This is a genomic window from Bacteroides togonis (genome assembly GCF_900130135.1).
In the GTDB taxonomy this organism is placed as follows: domain Bacteria; phylum Bacteroidota; class Bacteroidia; order Bacteroidales; family Bacteroidaceae; genus Bacteroides; species Bacteroides pullorum.
Genome location: NZ_LT670820.1, coordinates 2,882,264 through 2,906,747 on the forward strand (window position 1 = coordinate 2,882,264; position 24,484 = coordinate 2,906,747).

Sequence of the window (24,484 nt, forward strand, 5' to 3'; positions counted from 1 at the left end):
ATGGAAGGCGGCAAGGATTTCAAGTGGCATTTGACAGCCATCGTGGTGGTAGGCATCTGGGGCATGACGTTCATTTCGACCCGTGTGCTGATAGAGAACGGGCTTACGCCGCAGGAGATTTTCCTGTTGCGCTTCCTCATAGCTTACGTGGGCATCTGGTTCATTTCGCCTCGAACATTGCTTTGCCGCACGTGGCGCGACGAGGGTTGGATGCTGCTGGCGGGCGTGACGGGTGGTTCGCTCTATTTTCTGACGGAGAATACGGCACTTGAAGTGACGCTTACCACAAATGTGGCTTTTATTGTCTGTAGTACGCCTCTGCTCACTGTGTTGCTGGCTCGGCTTTTCTATCGGAGCGAGCGGGCTACGTGGCGGTTGGTATGCGGCTCGTTGTTGGCATTGCTGGGCGTGGGGTTGGTCATTTTCAACGGCAATTTCGTGTTGAAGCTTTCGCCTCTGGGCGACGTGCTTTCGTTGACGGCTGCCCTTTGCTGGGCTTTCTATAGCTTGATTATGCGCCAGGTGGCCGACCGCTACTCCACGGTTTTCATTACTCGCAAGGTTTTCTTTTATGGGGTGCTCACCATTCTTCCTGCTTTCTTGGTGCGTCCCTGGCAATTCCCATTGGAGGCATTTGCACGGCCTGCCGTCTGGATGAACCTGCTGTTTCTTAGTGTATTGGCTTCATTGGTGTGCTTCGTGGTGTGGAACTTCATTCTGAAGCAGTTGGGTACCGTTCGCGCTTCCAATTACATTTACCTGAACCCCATCTTTACGTCCATTGGTGCCTTGCTTTTCTTGGGCGAACCATTGACACCCGTTGCTTTGTTGGGTGCGGCTTGCGTATTGTGTGGCGTCTATTTGGCAGGGAAGAAGTAGGCGGAAGAATGAACTTTTTGTTGGTTTAGCGGATTGCTCGATTTTGGGCATATTATCTTTCTTTCTGTGGCCGATTCTTTCTTTTCGCTGACACTCCTGTTTTTCAAAAAGTACGAAATAGAAGGCTTTGAGGACTTTTAAAGCCTATTTTTCCCCGTTTTTGGGGATGTTTTTCTTTGTTTTCGGCCTTATTTTTCCTTATAAATGTGCTTGTTTTCCCTCAGAAAAGTGCCTGTTTTCGTTCATAAAGTACTACTTTACGATGAGAAACAGATACTTTTAGTCTTTTATTCTCCTTTTTCGTCTTCGAAAACAGGCATTTTTCTTTGTTTTTCTTCTAGTTTTTTTGTAAACATTTCGCTATCGAATTAAGTATGAGCAAATAAACAGTTTTGCGCTTCGTTCGTTGCCATCAGCCTTACCTTTGGACCGAACGAAGCGATTCTCAAACGGTTTGAAAATCAAAGTGTCAATCTGTCAATAGACGGTGGACGAAGTCAGTCGATTTTTATTTGCTTTCGAGGCAGAGGCAAGCAAATCTTTATTATATTTGTAGCAATATTAAATCGAAACCATTATGCACAACAAGATTGCTTTTCTGACGGCAGCCGCAGCCCTGTGGCTGGCCGCCTCGTGCACGCAGCGGAACAAATGCGTGGAGAATCCCCTGATTGAGTCGGCCAACACCATGACGCTCGACATTTCCAAAGTCGAATTGAGCGACACGGCTACCGTGCTCCATACGGATGCCTATTTCCATCCGGGCTATTGGATCAGGATCAGTTCCGAATCCTACCTGCTGGCCGACGGCAAGCGTTACGCCTTGACCGGCACGGAAGGCATCGATGCCGATTCGCTCTTCTGGATGCCTAAATCGGGAGAGGCTTCTTTCCAGTTGACTTTCGAGCCGTTGCCGCGCGGCACGCACTCGTTCGATTTTATCGAGGGCGATTGCGAGGATTGCTTCAAGCTGTTCGGTATCGACCTGACGGGCAAGAAGGCTTTCGACCGCCCTTCTGACATCCCTGCCGACGTCATCCGTGCTTCGGAAACCGCCCCCGATGCTGTGCCCGAGCCTCAATTCAAGATAGGCGAGACGGTGGTACACATGCACCTTTCAGGCTATCGGAAGGAGCTGGCCAAGGAAGCCAATATTTACCTCAATACGCTGATGAACGGCCAGCAGCCCTATACAGCCGCCATCGACTCTGCAACGGGTAGGGCCGAATTCAAGTTCTGGCAATACGGACCTGCACAGGCTTTGGTCAGCGTGGGTATGGTAAATGGACAAATATGGCTAGCGCCGGGCGAGGAGATAGACCTCTACGTGGATATGCGGCGTAGCGGGCAGTATATTCTGAAGCGTCGGGCTGAAAAGAAACAGTTGCCGGCATTCGAGACCATTCCTTTCTGTTACTTCTCGGGCACATACGCCGGCCTGTCGGCTCCGTCTTTGTATTCGGATAAGTATTATGGTATGAACTTATATACAGGCGAGTTTGCCGACTACAAGATGACGGCTGCCGAATACACAAAGCATGTCATCGGCCGTTATCAGGCCCTCTCGGACAGCATCGCCCAAAGCAAGCTGCCGCCCGCAGGCAAGGAACTGGCCTTGATCAATCTGAAGCAGGAGGCGGTCGAGGCCATGGCACAAGGCGATTTCTTCCGTGAACACAATTACAGAAGCGTACATAACCAGTGGGACCGCTCCAAACCTCTGGGCCTCAAAATCGACCCGCTGACGGCTGAGAACCGCGCGGAGCTGTGCAAGCTCTTCTCCATTGCCGACCCCAAGTTGCTGATGGGGCAGCATGCGATGGAGTATGCATCGGCTGTAGCTAATCCCCGAATCGCATGGCCCAAGGAAGCGGGCCTGGAAGGTACCTTCGCTTCCGCACTGAAGCTGGCGTTGCCTCTGGTAGAAAAAGCCTCGAACGCTGCCCTCACCGAAGCCGACCTGAAGATATTGGACGGTGTGCAGAACCCCTTCTGGCGCGAATCCCTACTGAAGATACAAGAAAATACACTGGCTCTGCTCAAGGCCGTCGAAGGGAAAGCCGTTATTGAGCAGACGCCCGACGTGCCTGTGGAGAAGCTTTTCGATGCCATCATCGCCCCCCACAAGGGCAAGGTCGTCCTCGTAGACTTCTGGAATACCTGGTGTGCGCCCTGCCGCATGGCTATCAAGGCCAACGAGCCGTTGAAGGACGGTGAGCTGAAGAGTGACAACCTGGTTTGGATCTACATCGCCAACCAGACCTCCCCGCTCGTCAAGTACAAGGAGATGATACCCGACATCAAGGGCAAGCACTACCGCCTCACCGACAAGCAGTGGGCCTACCTCTGCGACAAGTTCAAGATAGACGGCATCCCCTCGTATGTGCTGGTGGACAAGCAGGGCAAGTACGGCCTCCGCAACGACTTCCGCGACCACGGGAAGATGAAGGATACGTTGAAGGGAATGATTGAGTAATCCTCTATATAAATTAAAGAATAACACCATGGAAAGATATCAAGTTGCCATTATCGGCGGAGGCCCTGCGGGCTATACTGCCGCCGAAGCTGCCGGACGGGCAGGACTGAGCGTTGTACTCTTCGAGAAAAACAGCCTGGGGGGCGTCTGCCTGAACGAGGGCTGCATCCCCACCAAGACGTTGTTGTATTCGGCCAAGACCTACGACGGCGCGCGCCATGCGTCGAAGTATGCCGTGTTGGCCGAGAACGTGGGCTTCGATCTGCCCAAAATCATCGCCCGCAAGCAGAAGGTGGTGCGTAAGCTGGTACTGGGCGTCAAGGCCAAGCTGACGGCCCATAATGTAAAGATCGTGACAGGCACGGCCGAAGTGGTGGACAAGAACCACGTGCGCTGTGGCGAAGAGGTCTATGAGTGCGACAACCTGCTGCTCTGTACGGGTTCGGAAACGTTCATCCCGCCTATCGCAGGTGTGGACACCGTGCCCTACTGGACGCATCGCGACGCGCTTGACAACAAGGAACTACCCCAGTCGCTGGCCATCATCGGCGGTGGAGTCATCGGCATGGAGTTCGCTTCGTTCTTCAACAGCCTGGGCGTGCAGGTGACGGTCATCGAGATGGTGGACGAGATACTGGGCGGCATGGACAAGGAACTCGCCGCCCTCCTGCGGGCCGACTATGCCAAGCGCGGCGTGAAGTTCATGCTCAGTACGAAGGTTGTTTCGCTGGCCGTGGCCGAAGGCGGACAGGTACAGGTGGGTTATGAGAACGCCGAAGGCGTAGGCTCCGTCGTGGCCGAACGGCTGCTGATGAGCGTAGGCCGCCGCCCCGTGACGAAGGGCTTCGGGCTGGAAAACCTCGACCTGCAGAAGACCGAACGCGGTAGCATCGTGGTGGACGAACACATGCAGACGTCCTTGCCCGGCGTATATGTCTGCGGCGACCTGACGGGCTTCTCGCTCCTGGCTCATACCGCCGTACGCGAGGCCGAAGTGGCTGTGAACCACATTGCGGGCAAGGAAGACGCGATGAGCTACCGTGCCATCCCCGGTGTGGTATATACCAATCCCGAGATTGCAGGCGTGGGCGAGACGGAAGAGTCGTTGCAACGAAAAGGCATCGCCTGTCGTGTGGTCAAGTTGCCCATGGCCTATAGCGGCCGCTTCGTAGCCGAGAACGAAGGCGTGAACGGCCTCTGCAAGCTCATCCTGGCCGAGGACGACACCATCTTGGGGGCACACGTGCTGGGCAATCCCGCCAGCGAAATCATCACCTTGGCCGGCATGGCCGTCGAGCTGAAGCTTAAGGCCGAGGAATGGAAGAGGGTAGTCTTCCCGCATCCCACGGTGGGTGAGATTTTTCGTGAAGCGTTGTAATTGGGGGCACTACAGAGGACACAGAGTTGCACAGAGGAAGATTCAAAACTTGGTGTAACTCTGTGTTATCCGTGCCCAAGATATAATATTCAATTCCTAAACTGATGAATATGTTTTGGAGATTACTGGTATGGGCGGTCCTCCTGGGACCGCTTTCTTTTGTCTGCGCACAGGCCGACAGTCTGTTGCACGCACGCATCGACACAATTGTAAAGCACGACCTGCCGCTGGGCGGCAACGCGGGTATCTGTATCTACGACCTGACGGCCGGACGTATACTCTACGAATATCAGGCCGACAAGCTGTCGCGGCCTGCTTCGACCATGAAGGTGATGACGGCCATTACAGCTTTGTCGCAGCCGGGGGCGATGGAGTCGTTCCGCACGGAGCTGTGGACTACAGGCCGCGTGGTGGGTGATACACTGAAGGGCGACCTTTACGTGGTGGGCGGCTTCGACCCCGAGTTCGACACGGACGACCTGGAGGAGCTCATCAGTGGCCTGACGCGACGGGGCATCCGCGTGGTGGACGGCCGCATCGTGGGCGACGTGTCGATGAAGGACTCGCTCTACTGGGGCTCGGGCTGGCTGTGGGACGACGCTCCTGCCGCCTATCAGCCCTACCTCTCGCCGCTGATGCTGAACAAGGGTGTACTCCAGCTGTCCATCCGTCCCGCCGAGCGGGGGCTGGCTGCGTTGGTCACAGGCAACCCCTCTTCCTCTTATTATACGATAGAGAACCGTACGCACAGCTATTCGCCGGCCGCAGGGCCGCTGCGCGTGGCGCGCAACTGGATGGAGAACGGCAACCATATCACCCTGCAAGGCAACGTGCGGGCGGCGGAGGGGCGCTCGTTCAGCCTGTTCGACTCCGGCCGCATGTTCATGCACGTCTTTGTGGAGCGGCTGCTGGAGGCAGGTATCCACTGTACCGCCGTGACTGACAGCACCCGTACGGGCATCGAGGCGGCCTACTGCTTCGGCGAGCTGCCGATCGATAGCGTGGAGAGGACGAGGCTGACTGTGCACGAGACACCCTTTCAGGCCGTGCTCGACGAGATGCTCAAGGAGAGTGACAACCTGAACGCCGAAGCCATGCTCTGTCGGGCGGGCGTGCTGGCCTCGGGCGGCAAGAAGCGGGTGTCGGCCCGGGACGGGCTGGACGCCATGCGGGCCCTCATCAGGCGCGTCGGGCTGAACCCGAAGCACTACAGCCTGGCCGACGGGTGCGGCCTGTCGCACTACGACTACCTCTCGCCCGAACTGCTGGTGGCCATGCTTCGCTATGCCTACTCGCGCAGTGACATCTTCTCACCGCTCTACAAGGCCCTACCCGTGAGTGGGGTGGACGGCACGCTGAAGTACCGCATGGGCTACGGCACGCCCGCTTTCCGGCAGGTGCATGCCAAGACCGGCTCCTATACGGGCATCAATGCCTTGGCCGGCTACCTGAAGACCACGGAGGGGCATTGGGTGGCCTTCGCCATCATGACGCAGAACGTGCTTTCGGGCCGCCAGGCACGGGCTTTTCAGGATGCCGTGTGCCTGGAGGTGGTGAAGGCTTCTATCAAGAAATAATAACTAATCCTTTGTCAACGCTTCCTTCAGCCGGGCGATGGCCAGAGCCGCATCGCCCTCGGCCTCGCTGAGCAGGGTGACGAACCGGCTGCCGATGATGGCGCCCGACGAGGCCCCGCAGGCCGCCTCGAACGTAGCCTTGTTGGAGATGCCGAAGCCCACCAGCCGCGGATGCTTCAGCCCCAGGCTGTCAATGCGGCGGAAGTAGGCCTGCTTCTGCTCGTCGAACGAACGCTGGGCTCCCGTCACGGCGGCCGACGACACCATGTAGATGAAGCCTCCCGTGTGCCGGTCTATCTCGCGCACCCGTTCGTCGCTCGTCTCGGGCGTGACGAGTATCACCACGTGTAGGCCGTAGCGTTCGGCCGTGGCCTGGTAGTGCTCGCGGTATTCGCGCAGGGGCAGGTCGGGGATGATGAGGCCGTCGATGCCGCACGTCCGGCAGTGCTGGCAGAAGGCTTCGAAGCCGAACTGGAGGATGGGGTTGAGGTAGCCCATCAGCAGCAGGGGGATGTGTACCGTGCGGCGGATGTCGGCCAGCTGGTCGAAGAGGCGGCGCAGGCTCATGCCGCCCCGCAGGGCGGTAGTGGCAGCCTGCTGGATGACGGGGCCGTCGGCCAGGGGGTCACTGAAGGGGATGCCTATCTCGATCATGTCCACGCCCGCGTCCTGCAGGGCCTGGATGGTGGCGGCGGTGCCGTCGGGGGTGGGGCAGCCGGCACAGAAGTAGATGGAGAGAATGCGGCTGCTCTTGGTCTGGAAAAGTTGGTCTATACGGTTCATGGTTTTCTTGTCTATCGGTTTATTTCAATGAATTTCTTCAGTGTCTTGAGCGCTTGCCCGCTTTCCAGCGAACGGCGGGCGATGTCGATGCACTCGCCTATCTCCTTGTCCGGCTCCATGAGCTGGATGGCGAAGGCGGCGTTCACCAGTACGCAGTGCTTCTGGGCTGGGGTGGCACGGTTGGTGAGCACGTCGTCGAAGATGCGGCTCGCGTCCTCGCGGTTCCGGCCCCCTTGCAGGTCGGTGGGGCGTGCCGGGTCGAAGCCCAACTCCTGCGGGCGGTAGATGCGCTCGTCGCGGCGGGTCATTACCTTGAACTCGTCGGTCAGGGAGATTTCGTCGTAGTTGTCGAGGCTGTTGACCACGGCAAACTCGATGCCCGCCTTGCAGAATACATAGGTGTAGAGGCGCATCAGTGACAACTGGCTGACACCCAGCAGCTGGTAGGCCGGGCGGCAGGGGTTGACGAGCGGGCCCAGCAGGTTGAACAGGGTGCGCACGCCCAGCGACTTGCGTACGGCGGCCACCGATTTCATGGCGGGGTTGAAGAGCTGTGCATGCAGGTAGGCCAGGTTGCATTCGTCCATGCTGCGTCGCAGGGTGTCGGGGTCGGCGGTGAAGCGGATGCCGTGCTCCTCGATGACGTCGCTCGCGCCGCTCACCGACGTGGCGCCATAGTTGCCGTGCTTGGCCACCTTGTAGCCCGCCCCCGCCACGACGAAGCAGGCGCAGGTGGAGATGTTGAACGTGTTCTTGCCGTCGCCCCCGGTGCCCACGATGTCGATGGGGCGGTAGGGGGCGAAGTCGATGGGTACGCGTGTCTGCATCAGCGCCTCGCGGAAGCCGGTCAGCTCGTCCACGGTGATGTCGCGCATGCAGAAGGCCGTCAGCAGGGCAGCCACCTGTGCGTCGGGGTAGTGGCCGGCCGTGATGTCGAGCAGCAGCTGGCGGGCCTCGGCCTCGCTCAGGTGCTCGTGGTTGAAGAGTCGGGAAAGTATCTGTTTCATGTTCAGTTGATGGTTTATGGTAAATAATATGTACGAATGGGGCGCGTCGCAGGGCACTCGTGACCTGCTGTTGTACCCCACCCGTGGGATATCAGTGTACCCCACTCGTGGGGTCCTGTATCCCCCTTCAGAAGGTGTCCTGAGCGGGGTTCGAGGGAGGTTTTGGGGCGAACGGGGCGAAGGATGGCATGTACCGGGCTTCGTAAGATTTCTTTACAGGTTCCCGGTTCATGACGCATGCTCTGTCCAGTTGCGGATGATGCGTTCGCCTAGGGGCGTGAGCACCGACTCGGGGTGGAACTGGATGCCGTGCACGTCCAGCATGCGGTGGCGCAGGCCCATGATGAGACCCTCGTCGCTCACGGCGGTGACGGCCAGCGTGTCAGGCAGGCCCTCGCGGCTGACGACCCACGAGTGGTAGCGGCCCACGGGCAGGCGGCGGGGCAGGCCGTCGAAGAGGTAGTCGTCGGCCACGCCGGGACCGTCGAGGCTGATTTCGGTCTGCACGCCATGGAACACGTCGGAGAGGTTGCACAGCCGTGCGCCGAAAGCCTCGCCGATGGCCTGTTCGCCCAGACAGACGCCCAGGATGGGTTTGGTCGCGGCATAGGTACGGATGACGGGCATCAGCAGTCCGGCTTCCTGCGGGATGCCGGGACCGGGCGAGAGCAGCAGCTTGTCGTAGGCTGCGAGGTCGGGCAGGGCGAAGCGGTCGTTGCGCAGCACGGTGACCCGTGCGCCTGCCTGTTCGACCAGTTGCACCAGGTTGTAGGTGAACGAGTCGTAGTTGTCTATAATAGCAATGTGGTTCATGTGGATGTAAGTCTTTAAGTCATTCAGTTATTGGGTTAACTCTTGCAGGAAGCCGTGCAGCCGTTCCACGTCTTTCAGGCCGGGAGTCGTCTCGAAGCGGCTGTTGAGGTCGATGCCTGCCAGTTGTGGATGATGGAACTGACGGATGGCATTTGCGCTGCCTGCGTTGAGGCCTCCGCTCAGGAAGAACGGTGTGCGGCCGGCGTAGCGGTGGAGCAGGCTCCAGTCGAACTGCCGTCCCGTGCCGCCCAGCTGGGGCGTCTTGCTCTCGAAGAGGAAGTAGTCGCAGGTGCCGTGGTAGGCTTCTGTGGCGGCCACGTCGCGCGGGGTGGCCAGGTGGAAGGCCTTGATGACCTTCAGCCCGTGGCTTTTGCGCAATGATTGGCAGTACAGAGGCGACTCCTTCCCGTGCAGCTGCACATAGTCCAGCTCGAAGCGGTCGGCATACGTCAGCACGGTTTCCTTGGTCTCGTTGACAAATACTCCGATGCGCCGGGCCCGACGGGGCAGGTAGTCCGGCATCTGATAGACGAAGCGGGGCGAACGGGGGTAGAACACGAAGCCGATGAAGTCCACGCCCAGTTCCTCGACCCGGCGGATGTTCTCGCCGTCGGTCATACCGCATACTTTGACAAGCAGGTTCATAAGGCGGAGGAGGTTTGAAGGTGAGACATCTGTTGGATGAACGCGTGCAGTTCGTCGCCCGGGCATTCGCTCCGCATGAAGCGTTCGCCGATGAGCAGTCCGCGGTAGCCGTGGCGGCGCAGGAGGCAGGCCGTCTCGGCATTGTGGATACCGCTTTCGGCCACCATCAGCGGGTGAGGGTCCGTGCTTGCCGTGGCTTGTGCCAAGGCTTCAGCCAGGTCGACGGCATGCGAGGCATCGGTGTGGAAGGTACCCAGGCTGCGGTTGTTTACTCCCACGAGGTCGGGGCGGCAGTTCAGGTAGTCCAGTTCGTCGGGCGCGTGTAGCTCGAGCAGGACCTCCAGCCCCAGTTCGTGGGCCTGCTGCGAAAGTTCACCGCATTGGCTTCGGTCGAGGCAGGCGGCGATGAGCAGCACGGCGTCAGCCCCTGCCGCACGTGCCTGCAACAACTGGTAAGGGTCGATGACGAAGTCCTTGCGCAGGATGGGTAGGGTGGTGAGCGGCCGTGCAGTAGTGAGGTCACCCAGCCTGCCGGCAAAGAAGGCCTCGTCCGTCAGGATGGAAAGGGCGGCGGCTCCTGCGGCTTCGTATTGGAGGATTACCTCGTCGGGCCGTGCCTCGCGGTTGATCCAGCCCTTCGACGGCGAACGGCGTTTGAACTCGGCGATGATGCCCGTGGGCGAGGCTGCCAGGGCCTGTTTCAGGCTATGGGTAGTGCGTTGTTCCTTTCTGTCGGCTGCTGTTGCCAGCTGGTCGGCAGTGAGGTGGCGTTTCTGCGTCTCCACCTCTTCGCGTTTGTGTGCGATGATTTCTTTCAGAATGTCTCTTTCCATTGTCATGTCTTCTTGGGTTAAAAGTTTTGTGCCAGTTCGATGGCGCGGCGCAGGGCCGCCAGCTTGTTGTTCACTTCCTGCAATTCGTTCTCCACATTGCTCTTGGCTACGATGCCACCGCCTGCCTGAAACCACAGCACGCTGTTGCGGCTCACGAAGGTGCGGATGGTGATGGCCTGGTTGAGCGAACCGTCCAGTCCGATGAAGCCGATGCATCCGCCGTAGGCACCACGGTTGTGCGGCTCCAGCTCGCTGATGAGCTGCATGGCCCGTACCTTGGGTGCACCGCTCAGTGTGCCGGCGGGAAAAGTGTCGAGGAAGGTCTTCACGGCATTGGCTTCCGGTCGCAGGTTGCCGCTGACGCGACTGACAAGGTGGATGACGTGGCTGTACAGCTGCGGTTCGCGGAAGAAGTCCACACGTACGTCGGTACAGTTGCGTGCCAGGTCATTGCGTGCCAGATCGACGAGCATCACGTGTTCGGCGTTCTCCTTGGGGTCGTCCAGCAGACGTCGGGTGGCAGCCTCGTCTTCCTCGCGGTTGCCTGTGCGTCGGGTGGTACCTGCTATGGGGTCGATGTAGGCCCGTTCGTCGGCGATGCGGCAGTGCGTTTCGGGCGAGGAACCGAAGATGCGGAAGCCTCCGAAGTCGAAGTAGAAGAGGTAGGGCGAAGGATTGACGCTGCGCAAGGCACGGTAGAGGTTGAAGTCGTCGCCTTCGAACCGTTGTTCGAAGCGGCGCGACAGGACCATCTGGAATACGTCGCCCCGCAGGCAGTGGGCAATGGCCCGGCGGATGTTGGCGCGGTGTTCGTCGTCGGTCAGTGTGGAGGTCACTTCTCCCGTTGGGTGGAAACCATACGTAGGAAAGTTGCGGTTCATTACGGCGGTCTGTACTTGGTCCAAGCCGCTGGTCTCACCTTCGCCTAGCATTTCGACGAGTATCAGTTCGTGGTTGAAGTCGTTGAAGACGATGAGGTATCGGTAGAGGATATAGAGGGCGTCGGGAGCGTCATTCAGTGCTTGGCGGCTGTCCTTCACGGCAATGCCTTCGAGGTAGCGCACGGCGTTGAACGAGGTGTAGCCGTAAAGACCACAGTAACGGCTTCCTTCGCCTGTAACCTGGAAGCGGGACAGGAAGTGGTTTAGGGCTGACGCCATGTTCCCTTCGGCTTCCAGTGTGCTTTCCTGCCGCGAGCCGTCGGGCATTCGGGTTACGACGATGCCGTGCCCGATGCTGATAGAGGCGATAGGGCAGAGGCCGATGAAGGAGCGGCCGTTCTCGCCTCCATGGTAATCAGAGCTCTCCATGAGGGCACTTTGCGGGAAGAGATCGCGCAGTTTCAGGTACGTGCTGACCGGGGTGTGGATGTCGCCGGGCAGGGTACGTGTTCGGGTAGTGTAACGGTAAATCATAAGTTGTATTCGTTTTGATGTTTCAGATAAGTGTCCATGTCTTTGTCGCCACGCCCTGATACGGTGATGACGACTACATCGTCGGGCTTGGTCTGGAGGCGGGGCAGCACGGCTAGTGCGTGGGCGCTCTCCAGTGCGGGGATAATGCCTTCCAGCCGGGTCAGCTCATAGGCTGCACGCAGGGCCTCGTCGTCGTTGACGGCCAGGACGTCGGCCCGCTTCGTGGCGGCCAGGTGGGCATGCAGGGGGCCAATGCCCGGATAGTCCAGTCCGGCGGAGATGGAGTAGGGTTCAGTCACTTGGCCGTCCTCGTCCTGAATGACGTAGGTGCGTGTACCGTGCAGGATGCCCACACGTCCCAGTGCTAGGGTGGCTGCCGTTTTGCCAGAATCTACACCCAGTCCGCCTGCTTCGGCCAGTACGATGTGTACCCGTGGGTCGTTCAGAAAGCGCAGCAGGGTACCGGCGGCATTGCTGCCTCCACCCACGCAAGCCACCAGGTGGTCGGGGTGTTCGCGGTCTTCGATTTCGGCCAGTTGGTGGGCAATCTCCTCGCCGATGACCGACTGCAGGTGGGCCACTAGTTGCGGGTAAGGATGCGGGCCTACGGTAGAGCCTATTAGGTAGTACGTATCATCGGGGTGGCAACACCAGTAGCGGATGGCCTCGTTGGTGGCGTCCTTCAGGGTGGCATTGCCCGAGGTGACGGGCACTACCTGTGCGCCCAGCATCTTCATCTTCTCCACGTTGACGTGCTGGCGCTCAATGTCGGTTTTTCCCATAAACACGAGGCATTCCATACCAGCTAGGGCACAGACAGTAGCGGCTGCCACGCCGTGCTGTCCGGCGCCAGTCTCGGCAATGATGCGTCGCTTGCCCATGCGGCGGGCCAGCAGCATTTGGCCCACGGCGTTGTTGATCTTGTGAGCGCCGGTGTGGTTCAGGTCTTCCCGCTTCAGATAGACCTTGCAGCCGTATTTCTCGGACAGGCGGCGGGCATGGTAGAGCGGCGATGGGCGACCTACATAGTGCTGCAGCAGGTCTTCGAATTCGCGTTTGAAATCATCACTAGGCAGGATGGTACAGCAGGCTTCCTGCAGTTGGCTGACACAGCGGTGCAGGATTTCGGGGATGTAGGCCCCGCCGAATTCACCGTAATAACCGTTTGAATCAATTGAATAGTTCATTGTTGCAATGTATATTTTAAGTGATAGTTACTGGGGTTGGGATAAAAAGAAAAAGAGCTCCGTCGCAAGTTGCGGCGAAGCTCTTTTCTTTTTGCTTGTCCTTTCCGGCTTGTCCTGATCCTTTCGAAGGATGGAAGCGGTGTATCAATGACTGCATATATGAGTGTTGCCCCCTTTACGACTTTGTATGAGTTGTAACGGTTGCCACCACCAATATTTATGCAGGTTGATTGTCATTCTTTGTTTACGTTTTAATACTTAACGGAGGCAAATGTATGCATTTTAATTGGAAATACAAGCTTTCTCTTGAAAAAAGTTATGTAGTGGAAACATTTTTAAGATTCGGTTTGTGGGCTGTCTTGCTCTTCGCTGTCCGAATGAACACGATATCGGGCTGGAGACATGCCTATATGAGCCTTTACATATTTGCCAAAAAATGACTGGTTGGGGAAGTTGAACATCTCTGCTATTTCCTTGATAGACTTCTCAGAATGTTTCAACTGATATTTTATTTGTTCGATGGCATATTCATTGATCCATTCAGTCGGAGTATGGCCACTGACTTCCTTAATGGCCGCCGAGATGTATTTGGCTGAATAGCACAGTCGGTCGGCATAGTAGCTTACAGAGCGGTGTATTCCTCCGTCAGCAGTCAGTTCTTCCATGAACAGTTTGAAGATATGCTTGCTTCGTTTGGCTTCTATTCCTGTCTCTTCGGTTTCATCGGAGTGTTTCTGGATGCCTGCCAGCATTTCATGGAACAAGGCAGAGAAGAGATATCCCAGAATTTCCTGGCGGTAACGGTGTGAGGGATCACTGATTTTGTCCATAATCAGTTGATAATACAGATTGAAATTCTGGCTTTCTTTTGTTTTTTCCTCCGGTGATTTGGCAAAAACAGGATTCTTATAGAGATAATACAAGGCTTTTCTTGCTGCTTTTTCCCGTTTTACCGTCTGTTGCAGAAATTTGGTGGAAAAACCTATCAGGCTGACCTTGTGCTGTGGACTAAGGAGCATGTTGCTTATAATCATGGTTGGCAGGCAGACGAATGCTTCTCCAGCCTGTAACTGATAGCCCTTTTTGTTGATGTTCAGTTGCATTTTTCCTTCAATACAAGCAACGATGATGAAAAGATTCAGCCTTATCATCCGGTTGGAGTAAGGGAGTTTCTCCATGTTACGTGCTACTATGACATTATCATCTACATAATCTACATATTCTCCCTTTGTTTCTTCTTTGTACTTCTTGAAATCATCGATATCAACTGTGATGATTGTTTTTTCGTTCGTATACATATTATATTTATTAGAATTGCATAATTTCATCTGATGCTGTGATTCACAATATATACTCTAATTTACGGGTCGATAATCTGGAAGGCTGTTCTTTTCTCCCGTTGCAAAGTTGGGGAATATTGGTAAAACTAAGTTGTTCTATTTCTCATAAAGGCTGTTCTATTATTCTTTATGTAATATTTTTTAAGTATGAGGTGGGGAATATGGAACATCTATACGGGAATTTAGATAACATATGGCTTGTTCTATTCTTCTATCTTTGTGCCAATTTTAAATCAATTAGTTGGACATGAAAAAGTTTAAGATCAGACAGATGCGACTGATGACACTTATCGGTTGTACAGTTTTTGGATTGGCATCGTGCAAACAGGCACCGAATGCCGCTATGCAATCTTCTTCTTACGAGACTATGACGGTGGGTATCACCGACAAGGAACTTTCTACTTCTTATTCCGCTACCATTCGCGGAAGGCAGGACATTGACATCTATCCGCAGGTATCGGGTACTATTGTGCGTCTTTGTGTAACCGAAGGTGAAGTGGTACGTCGAGGGCAGTTACTCTTTATTATCGATCAAGTACCCTATAAGGCAGCTTTGAAAACAGCTGAAGCTAATGTGGAAACAGCCCGTGCGTCTTTGGCCACTGCTCAGCTGAATTATGATAGTCAGAGGGAATTGTATACACAGAAGGTTGTATCGGAATTCAGTCTGAAGACAGCTGAAAACAATTTCCTCACAGCCAAGGCACAACTGGCACAGGCTGAGGCACAGGAAGTGAATGCTCGTAATAACCTTTCATATACCGAAGTAAAGAGTCCCAGCGACGGTGTTGTGGGCGCTTTGCCTTATCGTGTAGGTGCATTGGTCAGCTCGGCCATGGCACAACCTCTTACTACGGTGAGCGATAATAGCACGATGTACGTTTATTTCTCCATGACCGAAAATCAGTTACTCTCCCTTACCCGTCAGTACGGTTCGATGGACGAGGCACTGAAGAACATGCCCGAAGTAACGCTGACCCTAAACGATAACTCCGTATATGCCGAGAAGGGAAAGATCGAATCCATCAGCGGTGTCATCGACCGCCAGACGGGTACGGTCATTGCACGTGCCGTTTTCCCTAACGAATCACGTCTGCTGCACAGTGGAGCCTCCGGCAGTGTATCTATCCCCAGTGTCTACAAGGATTGTATTGTCATCCCGCAGGGAGCAGCCGTACAGATGCAGGACAAATATCTGGTGTATAAGGTAGTGGACGGAAAGGCTGCTTCTACACTGGTTTCAGTAGCACCGATAAACAACGGTCGCGAATTTGTAGTAATGGACGGCCTGAAGCCGGGTGAGGAAATCGTGGCGAAAGGAGCTGGATTGTTGAGAGAGGGAATGCAGATAAAATAACCTAAGTTTTGCTTTTGGCAAAACCTGCAGGAGCTGAAGGAGTTGAAAGGAAACACTTCCGGACTTCTTGACTCCCATAAACAACAAACATTATGAAAGGAAACATATTCATTAAACGGCCGGTGATGGCCATCTCCATCTCCGTCCTTATTTTTGCTATCGGCCTGATTTCGCTGTTCACGTTGCCTGTGGAACAATATCCTGATATTGCACCACCTACAGTATATGTATCAGCTACTTATACGGGTGCCGATGCAGATGCCGTGATGAACGGCGTTATTATGCCGTTGGAGGAGAGTATCAATGGTGTGGAAAACATGATTTATATGACTTCGACGGCTACCAATAACGGTTCGGCTACCATACAGGTCTACTTCAAGCAAGGTACCGACCCCGATATGGCGGCAGTAAACGTACAGAACCGTGTGACGCAGGCACAGGGATTGTTGCCTGCCGAGGTAACGCAAATCGGTGTGACTACACAGAAACGTCAGACTAGCTTTCTGCAAATCAATTCACTGGTCTGCACCAACGGGCGTTACGACCAGGCATTTATCGGAAACTACCTTGACATCAATGTTGTGCCCCAGATCAAGCGTATTGCCGGTGTGGGCGACGTGATGGCGATGAACGCTCCTTACAGTATTCGTATCTGGATGAAACCCGACCGCATGGCGCAGTACGGTTTGGTACCTTCGGACATCAGTGCAGTGCTGGCTATGCAGAACCTGGAAGCACCTACGGGCTCATTGGGCGAGAATTCGGATAATGTGTACCAGCTCACCATGAAGTATCGTGGCCGTCTGAAAGAAGTATCTGACTTTGAGAACATTGTCGTACGTGCACAGGAAGACGGTTCTGTTCTTCGTCTGAAGGATGTGGCCGAAGTAGAGCTGGGTGCATTGAGCTATAGTTACCAGGGCGAGATGGATGGTAAGACAGCCATTGCCTTCATGGCCTTCCAGACAGCAGGATCGAACGCTACTGCCGTGAATGCCGAAATTTCGGCTTTGCTCGATGAGTTGTCGAAAGATCTGCCCGAAGGATTGGAGTTTGTCAATCTGATGAGTTCTAATGACTTCCTGTATGCTTCGATTTACAGTATTGTAGAGACCTTGGTTATTGCCATTATTCTGGTTATCCTGGTGGTATACTTCTTCCTGCAGGATTTCAAGAGTACGCTTATTCCTTCTATATCTATCATCGTTTCATTGGTAGGTACGTTTGCCTGCCTGATTGCCGCAGGCTTCAGTCTGAACATTCTGACCATGTTTGCGTTGGTGCTGGCCATCGGTACGGTGGTAGATGATGCTATCGTGGTGGTTGAGGCGGTACAGGAGAAGTTCGACTCTGGCTATAAGTCGCCTTACCTTGCTACCAAAGATGCGATGGGCGATGTGACGATGGCCATCATTTCCTGTACTTGTGTGTTCATGGCCGTGTTTATCCCTGTGACTTTCATGGGTGGTACGTCCGGTGTTTTCTACACACAGTTCGGTATTACTATGGCTACTTCCGTAGGTCTCTCCATGATATGTGCCCTGACACTGTGTCCGGCATTGTGTGCCTTGCTGATGCGTCCGGCTTCAGGTACCAAGAGTGCCAAGAGTATTAATGGTCGTGTTCGTGCCGCTTACAATGCTTCTTATACCGCTTTGTTGGGTAAATATAAGAAAGGTGTGATGTTTGCTATCCATCATCGTTGGATGTGTTGGGCAACTTTGGTAGCTGCTGTTGTGCTGCTGGTATTCTTTATGAACACCACCAAAACAGGACTTGTACCGCAGGAAGACCAGGGTACCATCATGGCCAATGTCAGCACTGCTCCGGGTAGCACACTGAAGGAGACCACCCAGGTGCTGGATAAAGTAGATGCCATTCTGACCAATACTCCCGAAGTAGCCCACTTCCAGCGTGTAGCCGGTTACGGTTTCCTTTCTGGACAGGGTACGTCGTATGGTATGATTATCATCCGTCTGAAAGACTGGAGTGAACGTAGTGGCAGTGAACATTCGGCAGAAGCCGTGATGGGTCGCCTCAATGCTCAGTTTGCCCAAATAAAAGATGCACAGATATTCTGCTTCCAGACGCCTATGATTCCGGGCTACGGTATGGGTAACTCGGTAGAATTGAACATGCAGGACAAGACGGGTGGCGACATGACCACGTTCTATCATGCTGTGCTGCAATATCTCGGTGCGCTGAACCAACGTCCGGAGGTGGCAATGGCTTATACGACCTATGCCGAGAACTTCCCGCAGATTTCGGTAGATGTAGACGCTGCCAAGTGTATGCGTGCCGGCATTTCACCCAACGAAGTGCTGAGCGTATTGGGTAGCTATTGCGGTGGTTCGTATGTGTCCAACTACAATAAGTTTGGCAAGATGTACCGCGTGATGCTTCAGGCCGATCCAAAATATCGTTTGGACCAGATGGATCTGAGTAATATGTTTGTGCGCAACGGTACGGAGATGGCTCCTCTCAGCCAGTTCGTTACGTTGAGCAAGACCGAAGGTGCCGAAATCAAGAACCGTTTCAACCTGTTCAGTTCTATCTCTGTCAACGTGAATGTGGCCGAAGGGTATTCTACCGGTGAGGTACAGAAAGCGATTGCCGAAGTGGCCGAACAGATGTTGCCTTCGGGCTACAGTTACGAGTACGGTGGCATTTCGCGTGAGGAGGCTAATACCAGCCAGTTCCAGACAGTGTTTATCTACAGTATTTGTGTCTTCCTGATTTACCTGATTCTGGCCTGTCTTTACGAGAGCTTCCTGGTACCGTTTGCCGTTATCCTCTCTGTACCGTTCGGTATGTTCGGATCGTTCTTGTTTGCCAAGCTCTTCGGACTGGAAAACAACATTTATATGCAGACAGGTATGATTATGCTTATTGGTTTGTTAGCCAAGACAGCCATTTTGATTACAGAATTTGCCATCGAGCGGCGGCGCAAGGGCATGGGTATTATTGAGTCGGCCTATGCAGCTGCACAGGTACGTTTCCGTCCGATCCTGATGACGGTGCTTACCATGATATTCGGTATGCTTCCGCTGATGTTCTCCAGTGGTGCGGGTGCCAACGGTAACTCGTCATTGGGTACTACTGTCGTGGGTGGTATGCTGATCGGAACCCTTGCATTGTTGTTCGTTGTGCCGGTATTCTATATTATCTTCGAATATATGCAGGAGAAGATCCGTCCGCACCAGGAACTGGAAGCCGATGCTCAAGTGTTGTTGGAGCGCGAAAGGAGCCTGGCAGAACGTAGTGGGTTTAATGAGGAGAAATAGTCATTCTTAAAAAATTAATCCATCAACTAATATGAAGAAACTTATTTTATTGTCAACCGCCGCTGCTCTGCTGAGCAGTTGCGGCATATATACCAAATATAAGCCGGCCGAAAGCGTGCCCGACAACCTTTATGGGGAAGAGTTCAGCACTGAAGACACTACCAGTATCGGAAGCATGGACTGGCACGAGCTTTTTACCGATCCGCAGCTGCAGGCCTATATCGAACAAGGTTTGCAGAACAATACCGATTATCTGTCTGCACAGCTTCGTATAGAGGAGGCCGAAGCTACCTTGCTTTCCTCCAAGCTTGCATTTCTGCCCTCGTTTGCATTGGCTCCTCAGGGGACAGTAAGTAGCTTCGATGGCGGAAAAGCCACACAGACCTATTCGCTGCCCGTTACTGCCAGTTGGGAACTGGATATTTTCGGTAAGATGCGCAACAGCAAACGGCAGGCACAGGCTCTTTATGCCCAAAGCAAGGATTATAAGCAGGCTGTACGTACACAGCTTATTGCCGGTATAGCCAATACCTATTATACTTTGCTGATGCTCGACGACCAGCTTGCCTGTGCGCAGGATATGGCCCGGTCGTGGGAAGAAACCGTTCGCTCTACCCGTGCCCTGATGAATGCAGGACAGGCCAACGAGGCTGCCGTATCGCAGATGGAAGCCGCCTGTTACGAGGTACAGGCATCTGTGCTCGACCTGAAAGAGCAAATCAACCAGGCAGAAAACAGTTTTGCATTGCTGCTGGCCGAGACACCTCGTTCTTACAAACGTGGTACACTGACTGGTGTTCAGATGCCTGATGAGTTATCTGTAGGCATCCCTATGCAGATGCTTGCCAATCGGCCTGATGTGCGCATGGCCGAACGGTCGTTGGAGGCGGCCTTCTATGCAACCAATGCGGCACGCTCGGCTTTCTACCCCTCTATTACGTTGAGTGGCAGTGCAGGATGGACAAATTCGGCTGGATCCATGATTATCAATCCTGCTAAGTTCCTTGCTTCGGCCGTAGGTTCGCTCACTCAGCCGCTCTTTGCACGCGGACAGTTGTTGGGGCAGCTTAAGATCAGCAAGGCACAACAGGAAGAAGCCGCTCTTTCTTTCCAGCAGACTTTGCTGAACGCTGGCAGCGAAGTGAACGACGCATTGACGGCCTGGCAGACCAGTCGAGATAAAAGCCTGTTGTTGGATAAGCAGGTAGTTTCGTTGCAGAAAGCTGTAGAGAGTACTTCTTTACTCATGGAGCATGGTACCACGACTTATTTGGAAGTGCTTACTGCCAAACAGAATCTACTGAGTGCCCAACTTACCCAGACAGCCAACCGCTTCAGTGAAATACAGAGTGTGATTACGCTTTATTGTGCATTGGGTGGAGGACAGGAATAGATACTAATCTCTCTTTATATTCTTTTATAAGAAGATGAGCCATTCCGGGAAGTGATTTCCAGGGTGGCTTTTTTCATATAAACAAGGGATAAAGAAGATGGATTTCGTAGCATCCACTTCTTTATCCCTTGTCGTTTATTCGCTTATTAACAGGTTATTGATAAGCGTCTGTTAATATTGTGCCCAGTCGGTATTTCTCATATCACCACTCTTGGCCAATTCGGCGTGCATACCTAAGGCAGCACGGATGGCGTGCGGAGTTTGTGATTTACCGTCAGTCAGCTTCAGGTAATCCCACAACAGGTTCTTGTAGTCAGGATGTACACAGTTCTCGATGATGGTTTGTGCACGTTCTTTCGGGCTCTTGCCACGTAGGTCGGCTACACCCTGTTCGGTTACGATGATGTTAACATCGTGTTCCGTATGGTCGTGGTGTGAAACCATCGGTACAATGGCACTGATCTTGCCTTCCTTGGCCACAGAGGGGCAGGTGAAGATCGAGATGTAAGCATTGCGTGTGAAATCGCCACTACCGCCGATGCCGTTCATCATCTTGGTACCTCCGATGTGTGTGGAGTTGACGTTGCCGTAAAGGTCTACTTCAATAGCGGTATTGATGGAGATGATACCCAGTCGACGTACCACTTCGGGGCTGTTGGATATTTCGGACGGACGAAGTACCAGTTTGTCGCGGAAGAAGTCCATATCATCGTAAATACCCTGCAGGCAGTCGTTGGTGACGGTGAGCGAACAAGCGCTTCCGAACTTGATGCGTCCTTCGCGGATGAGGCCGATAACAGAATTTTGGATAACTTCGGTGTACATTTCGAAAGGCGGGATCGTCTTGTCGTGTCCCAAAGCGCTAAGCACGGCATTGGCGATGTTTCCTACACCGCTTTGCAGAGGCAGGAAGGTGGAGGGAATGATGCCTCGCTTCATGTCAGCTACCAGGAAGTCAGCTACATTTTGTCCGATTTTGTCAGTCAACGGATCAGCTGCGGCAAACGAACGGGCTTCGTCGGGCCAATTAGTTTCTACCACACCTACAATCTTCTTGGGGTCTACCTGTATGTATGGAGTTCCGATGCGGTCGCTGGGCTTGTAGATAGGTATCTCGCGGCGGTAGGGCGGATCTAGTGGTTCGTATACGTCGTGCAGGCCCATGGCAGCCTTGCTGTGGGCGGCATTCAGTTCGATAATGATTTTATCGGCCATGCGACAGACGGTAGGTGCGATACCTCCGGCTGCGGTCAGGTAGATTTTACCGTCGGGAGTTACTTCGCAAGCTTCGATGATGGCGATGTCTACTTTGCCCATAAAGCCGTAGCGTAGTTCCTGAGCCATCTGAGAGAGGTGAATGTCGTTGTAGGCTATTTCGCCGTTGTTTACAGCCTTGCGGAAGTCTGCGTTGGTTGTATAGGGAGCACGGTAGCGGATGGCTTTGGCGCGTGACAATACACCGTCGCATGAGTCACCTGTCGATGCACCTGTAAAGATACCTACTTGGAAAGGATTTCCCTTGGCATGTTCTGCTTCTGCGATTTTGGCCAGTTCGGCCGTTACGGCCTTGGCTGTTCCTGCGGGTGTGAATCCGCTCAGGCCGATGTTATAGCCATGTTTGATGAGGCTGGCAGCTTCGGCTGCCGAAATGTAGTTGAATGCCATAATTTTATATCGTTACTTTACTTTAATATATTGTTTTTTAAGTTTTTCGTTTCTCAATATTTCCTCTGTAAGATTTCCGACCAGATGATACCCTTGCGTATTTCTTCTGCCGATTGTATATCGATGGCGGGAGAGGTATCTTGGGTCTCTGCTCTGTTGGTTTGTGGTGTTTGTGCAACTGATTGCTTGTGTTGCACAGTTTGTTGAGTTTGATAATTTTGGGGGATAAAAGGTTTTACCTTTTGCTTGTGTGCTTGCTCTTTTGCCTGAGTGTTGTCCGTTTGTAGGGGAGGAGGGATTGGAATACCTTCCCAACTTTCTGGAAGTGGATGAGTTTTGTGAGGGTGTGGTATGTCGTTATCATCCCTTGGAGGAGCCGAGGTGTTTTTGGCTTCCTTCTTGGCTTGTTTGACAAATCCGATAATGAGGATGCCTGCTATTAACAGAAACTTTAAGATGTCTTCCATACTCAGGAGGTGTTAATTCTACCGCCAAAGGTAACCAATTTATCTGATTGTTGCCAATAAAACGGCAATAAAAAAGGGCAGCTTCACAGCTCCCCTCATTTTTTTAACCTAAACCTTAACTATGAAAAAATCTAATGTTTTTCTTCATGTTGCAAAATTGTAAATTTTATCGAAAACAGCCAAATATACCTCTCAAATTGTTCATTTGTTTATAGATTATTAACACATAAAATCTTGTGAGGTTTGATTTTGACGGAAAGATGGTTAATTATACGATTATTTTACAAATGAAAGCCTATAATTTGTGATTCTATTCGTTTGAATATGTTGGCTGAAACGGGAGGTTTATGTGTTGTAAGCGTCGAGTTTGTTAATATTTCATCTGTATTTTGATGGATGTTTCGATGTGTTGTGAAAGATAAAAGTTGTATGGCTCAGAAAAAACAAGTATTTTTACGCCCGATTTTAATCGGAGGGAATGGGACTTCCCTGTTATAAACCGCTAATCAAGTAGCTGATAGTTCCTGTTTGTAGGGAGGTGTGGATACCTGCCCGAAGAGGAAGTGTATAGTTACTTTTATGTGTGGTTATCCTTCTCTTCAGCTTTTCCCCTATGTAGCCTCCCCTGTTTTTTTATATTGTAATACGTAGTTTGGATATGAAAGAAAAGTCTGAAAGAAAAGTTTGGATAACCCGTTTCGAACAGTTTCCCATCTTGGAGTATCTGCTGAAATGGATTTGCATTACTGCTGTGGCAGGTGGATTGATAGGCTCTGCTTCTGCCTTGTTGCTAGCGTCGCTCAATTGGGCGACCGATTATAGGGAAAGTCATCTATGGATCATTGCCTGCCTGCCCTTGGGCGGCTTGCTCATTGGGTTGATGTACCATTATTGGGCAGGTACGGCGGCGAAGGGGAACAATTTTTTGATAGAGGAAATCCGTTCTTCGCGCAACATTATCCCTTTCAAAATGGCACCGCTGGTGTATGTGGGCACTGTCCTGACCCACCTGTTCGGAGGCTCTGCGGGGCGCGAGGGGACGGGTGTACAGATGGGTGGAGCCATTGCCGACTGGATGTCGCGCCTGTTCAGGATGCATCCTTACGACCGCAAAATCATGGTACAGATAGGTATTAGTGCCGGCTTCGCCTCCATCTTTGGCACGCCGCTGGCGGGTGCCGTGTTTGGATTGGAGGTGATTGTGGTGGGGCGTATGCGCTACGATGCCATCTTCCCCATCTTCCTTTCAGCCTTTTTTGCTCACTTTGCCTGCCATGCCTGGGGGATAGCACATACGTCTTATTGCATGTCGGAGGTGCCGGGATTGGACATCGTCGTATTGTTGTGGGTTTTGCTGGCCAGTTTGATATTTGGGTTGGTAGCATCGGCTTTCTCTCGCTCCATCGTCTTGTGGGGGCAGTTGGCCAAGCGTTATGTCGCCTATCCGCCTTTCCGCCCGCTGTTGGGAGGAGTCTGTATCGCGTTGTGCGTGTGGATGCTGGGCACCACGAAGTATATCGGATTGGGCGTCCCTACCATCGTGGCTTCCTTCACCGAGGTGCAGATGTGGTACGATTTCCTGCTGAAGCTGCTGCTCACTACGTTTACCATCGGCTTTGGTTTTAAAGGGGGAGAGGTGACGCCGCTCTTCTTTGTCGGCGCTACGTTGGGCAGTGCGCTTTCCGCCCTGTTGCCTCTGCCTGTATCTTTCCTGGCGGGATTGGGCTTTGTGGCCGTTTTTGCAGGTGCCACCAACACGCCTATTGCCTGCACGCTGATGGGCATCGAACTCTTTGGAGCGGAGGCAGGAATCTACTTGGGTGTGGCTTGCGTCACGGCCTATCTGTTTTCAGGTCACACGGGCATCTACACCTCTCAGGTATTGGGCAGTCCGAAGCATTTGGTCTATTGGAGACAAAAGGGTCGGATGTTGAGATGAAAGCATTGTTTTCTTCCTGCTATCTCAATGCTTTCTTGGGCGTAAA

Annotated in this window: 18 protein-coding genes and 1 riboswitch; of the genes, 8 read left to right on the forward strand and 10 right to left on the reverse strand. The window is 53.5% G+C overall.

Translation table 11 applies throughout. The features are described from left to right. The 4 genes from BQ8005_RS12250 (at position 1) to dacB (ending at position 6,310) form a co-directional block, all read left to right on the forward strand. Positions 1–879 (forward strand): DMT family transporter, encoded by an 879-nt coding sequence (locus BQ8005_RS12250; protein ID WP_075318250.1) that lies wholly within the window; start codon positions 1–3, stop codon positions 877–879. A gap of 577 nt (positions 880–1,456) precedes the next feature. Then, the gene (locus tag BQ8005_RS12255; protein WP_075318251.1) at positions 1,457–3,355 is read left to right on the forward strand and encodes a TlpA family protein disulfide reductase; all 1,899 of its coding nucleotides are present in this window, start codon (positions 1,457–1,459) and stop codon (positions 3,353–3,355) included. A gap of 28 nt (positions 3,356–3,383) precedes the next feature. After that, the gene (gene lpdA, locus BQ8005_RS12260) at positions 3,384–4,733 is read left to right on the forward strand and encodes a dihydrolipoyl dehydrogenase (protein WP_075318252.1); all 1,350 of its coding nucleotides are present in this window, start codon (positions 3,384–3,386) and stop codon (positions 4,731–4,733) included. Between the two features lie 104 nt (positions 4,734–4,837). Further along, positions 4,838–6,310: a D-alanyl-D-alanine carboxypeptidase/D-alanyl-D-alanine endopeptidase gene (dacB, locus tag BQ8005_RS12265; RefSeq protein ID WP_075318253.1), complete on the forward strand. Its 1,473-nt coding sequence runs from the start codon at positions 4,838–4,840 to the stop codon at positions 6,308–6,310. Positions 6,311–6,313: 3 nt separating this feature from the next. Here the strand turns inward: dacB and trpA are convergent, their stop codons facing one another. The 8 genes from trpA to BQ8005_RS12305 form a co-directional block, all read right to left on the reverse strand. Further along, the gene (trpA, locus tag BQ8005_RS12270) at positions 6,314–7,093 is read right to left on the reverse strand and encodes a tryptophan synthase subunit alpha (protein WP_075318254.1); all 780 of its coding nucleotides are present in this window, start codon (positions 7,091–7,093) and stop codon (positions 6,314–6,316) included. A gap of 11 nt (positions 7,094–7,104) precedes the next feature. Next, positions 7,105–8,100 (reverse strand): anthranilate phosphoribosyltransferase, encoded by a 996-nt coding sequence (gene trpD, locus BQ8005_RS12275; protein ID WP_075318255.1) that lies wholly within the window; start codon positions 8,098–8,100, stop codon positions 7,105–7,107. Positions 8,101–8,328: 228 nt separating this feature from the next. Then, entirely contained in the window at positions 8,329–8,913 is a 585-nt protein-coding gene (locus BQ8005_RS12280) for an anthranilate synthase component II (RefSeq protein WP_075318256.1), read from the reverse strand. 27 nt (positions 8,914–8,940) lie between these two features. Further along, positions 8,941–9,558, reverse strand: a complete 618-nt coding sequence (locus BQ8005_RS12285; protein WP_075318257.1) for a phosphoribosylanthranilate isomerase — start codon at positions 9,556–9,558, stop codon at positions 8,941–8,943. Then, positions 9,555–10,391, reverse strand: a complete 837-nt coding sequence (trpC, locus tag BQ8005_RS12290) for an indole-3-glycerol phosphate synthase TrpC (protein WP_075318258.1) — start codon at positions 10,389–10,391, stop codon at positions 9,555–9,557. Before trpC ends, BQ8005_RS12285 begins: the two co-directional genes overlap by 4 nt. A gap of 17 nt (positions 10,392–10,408) precedes the next feature. Beyond that, positions 10,409–11,806 (reverse strand): anthranilate synthase component I family protein, encoded by a 1,398-nt coding sequence (locus tag BQ8005_RS12295; RefSeq protein WP_075318259.1) that lies wholly within the window; start codon positions 11,804–11,806, stop codon positions 10,409–10,411. Continuing rightward, positions 11,803–12,993, reverse strand: a complete 1,191-nt coding sequence (gene trpB, locus BQ8005_RS12300; protein ID WP_075318260.1) for a tryptophan synthase subunit beta — start codon at positions 12,991–12,993, stop codon at positions 11,803–11,805. The genes BQ8005_RS12295 and trpB overlap by 4 nt, the downstream gene beginning before the upstream one ends. Before the next feature lie 335 nt (positions 12,994–13,328). Beyond that, complete coding sequence (locus BQ8005_RS12305; protein ID WP_075318261.1) at positions 13,329–14,291, reverse strand: helix-turn-helix domain-containing protein; 963 nt, start codon at positions 14,289–14,291, stop codon at positions 13,329–13,331. Between the two features lie 289 nt (positions 14,292–14,580). Here BQ8005_RS12305 and BQ8005_RS12310 point away from each other — a divergent pair, with 289 nt between their 5' ends. The 3 genes from BQ8005_RS12310 to BQ8005_RS12320 all read left to right on the forward strand — a co-directional run bounded on the left by BQ8005_RS12310 (position 14,581) and on the right by BQ8005_RS12320 (position 20,367). Further along, on the forward strand, positions 14,581–15,690 hold the full coding sequence (locus BQ8005_RS12310; protein WP_075318262.1) for an efflux RND transporter periplasmic adaptor subunit: 1,110 nt from the start codon (positions 14,581–14,583) through the stop codon (positions 15,688–15,690). Positions 15,691–15,782: 92 nt separating this feature from the next. Then, positions 15,783–18,974: an efflux RND transporter permease subunit gene (locus BQ8005_RS12315; RefSeq protein WP_075318263.1), complete on the forward strand. Its 3,192-nt coding sequence runs from the start codon at positions 15,783–15,785 to the stop codon at positions 18,972–18,974. A gap of 31 nt (positions 18,975–19,005) precedes the next feature. Beyond that, positions 19,006–20,367, forward strand: coding sequence for a TolC family protein (locus tag BQ8005_RS12320; RefSeq protein WP_075318264.1), 1,362 nt, complete (start codon positions 19,006–19,008; stop codon positions 20,365–20,367). 171 nt (positions 20,368–20,538) lie between these two features. On the opposite strand, the gene BQ8005_RS12325 is transcribed toward BQ8005_RS12320, so the two are convergent. Together BQ8005_RS12325 and BQ8005_RS12330 are read right to left on the reverse strand one after the other, a co-directional pair. Then, a complete protein-coding gene (locus BQ8005_RS12325) occupies positions 20,539–22,032 on the reverse strand; it encodes a butyryl-CoA:acetate CoA transferase (protein WP_075318265.1) in 1,494 nt (497 codons plus the stop codon). A 53-nt stretch (positions 22,033–22,085) separates the two neighbouring features. Then, complete coding sequence (locus BQ8005_RS12330) at positions 22,086–22,499, reverse strand: hypothetical protein (RefSeq protein ID WP_075318266.1); 414 nt, start codon at positions 22,497–22,499, stop codon at positions 22,086–22,088. A gap of 465 nt (positions 22,500–22,964) precedes the next feature. After that, a riboswitch (Fluoride riboswitch) is annotated at positions 22,965–23,033 on the forward strand. 124 nt (positions 23,034–23,157) lie between these two features. Between BQ8005_RS12330 and BQ8005_RS12335 the strand changes: the two genes are divergently transcribed. Next, a complete protein-coding gene (locus tag BQ8005_RS12335; RefSeq protein ID WP_075318267.1) occupies positions 23,158–24,438 on the forward strand; it encodes a voltage-gated chloride channel family protein in 1,281 nt (426 codons plus the stop codon). Positions 24,439–24,484: the final 46 nt, after the last annotated feature.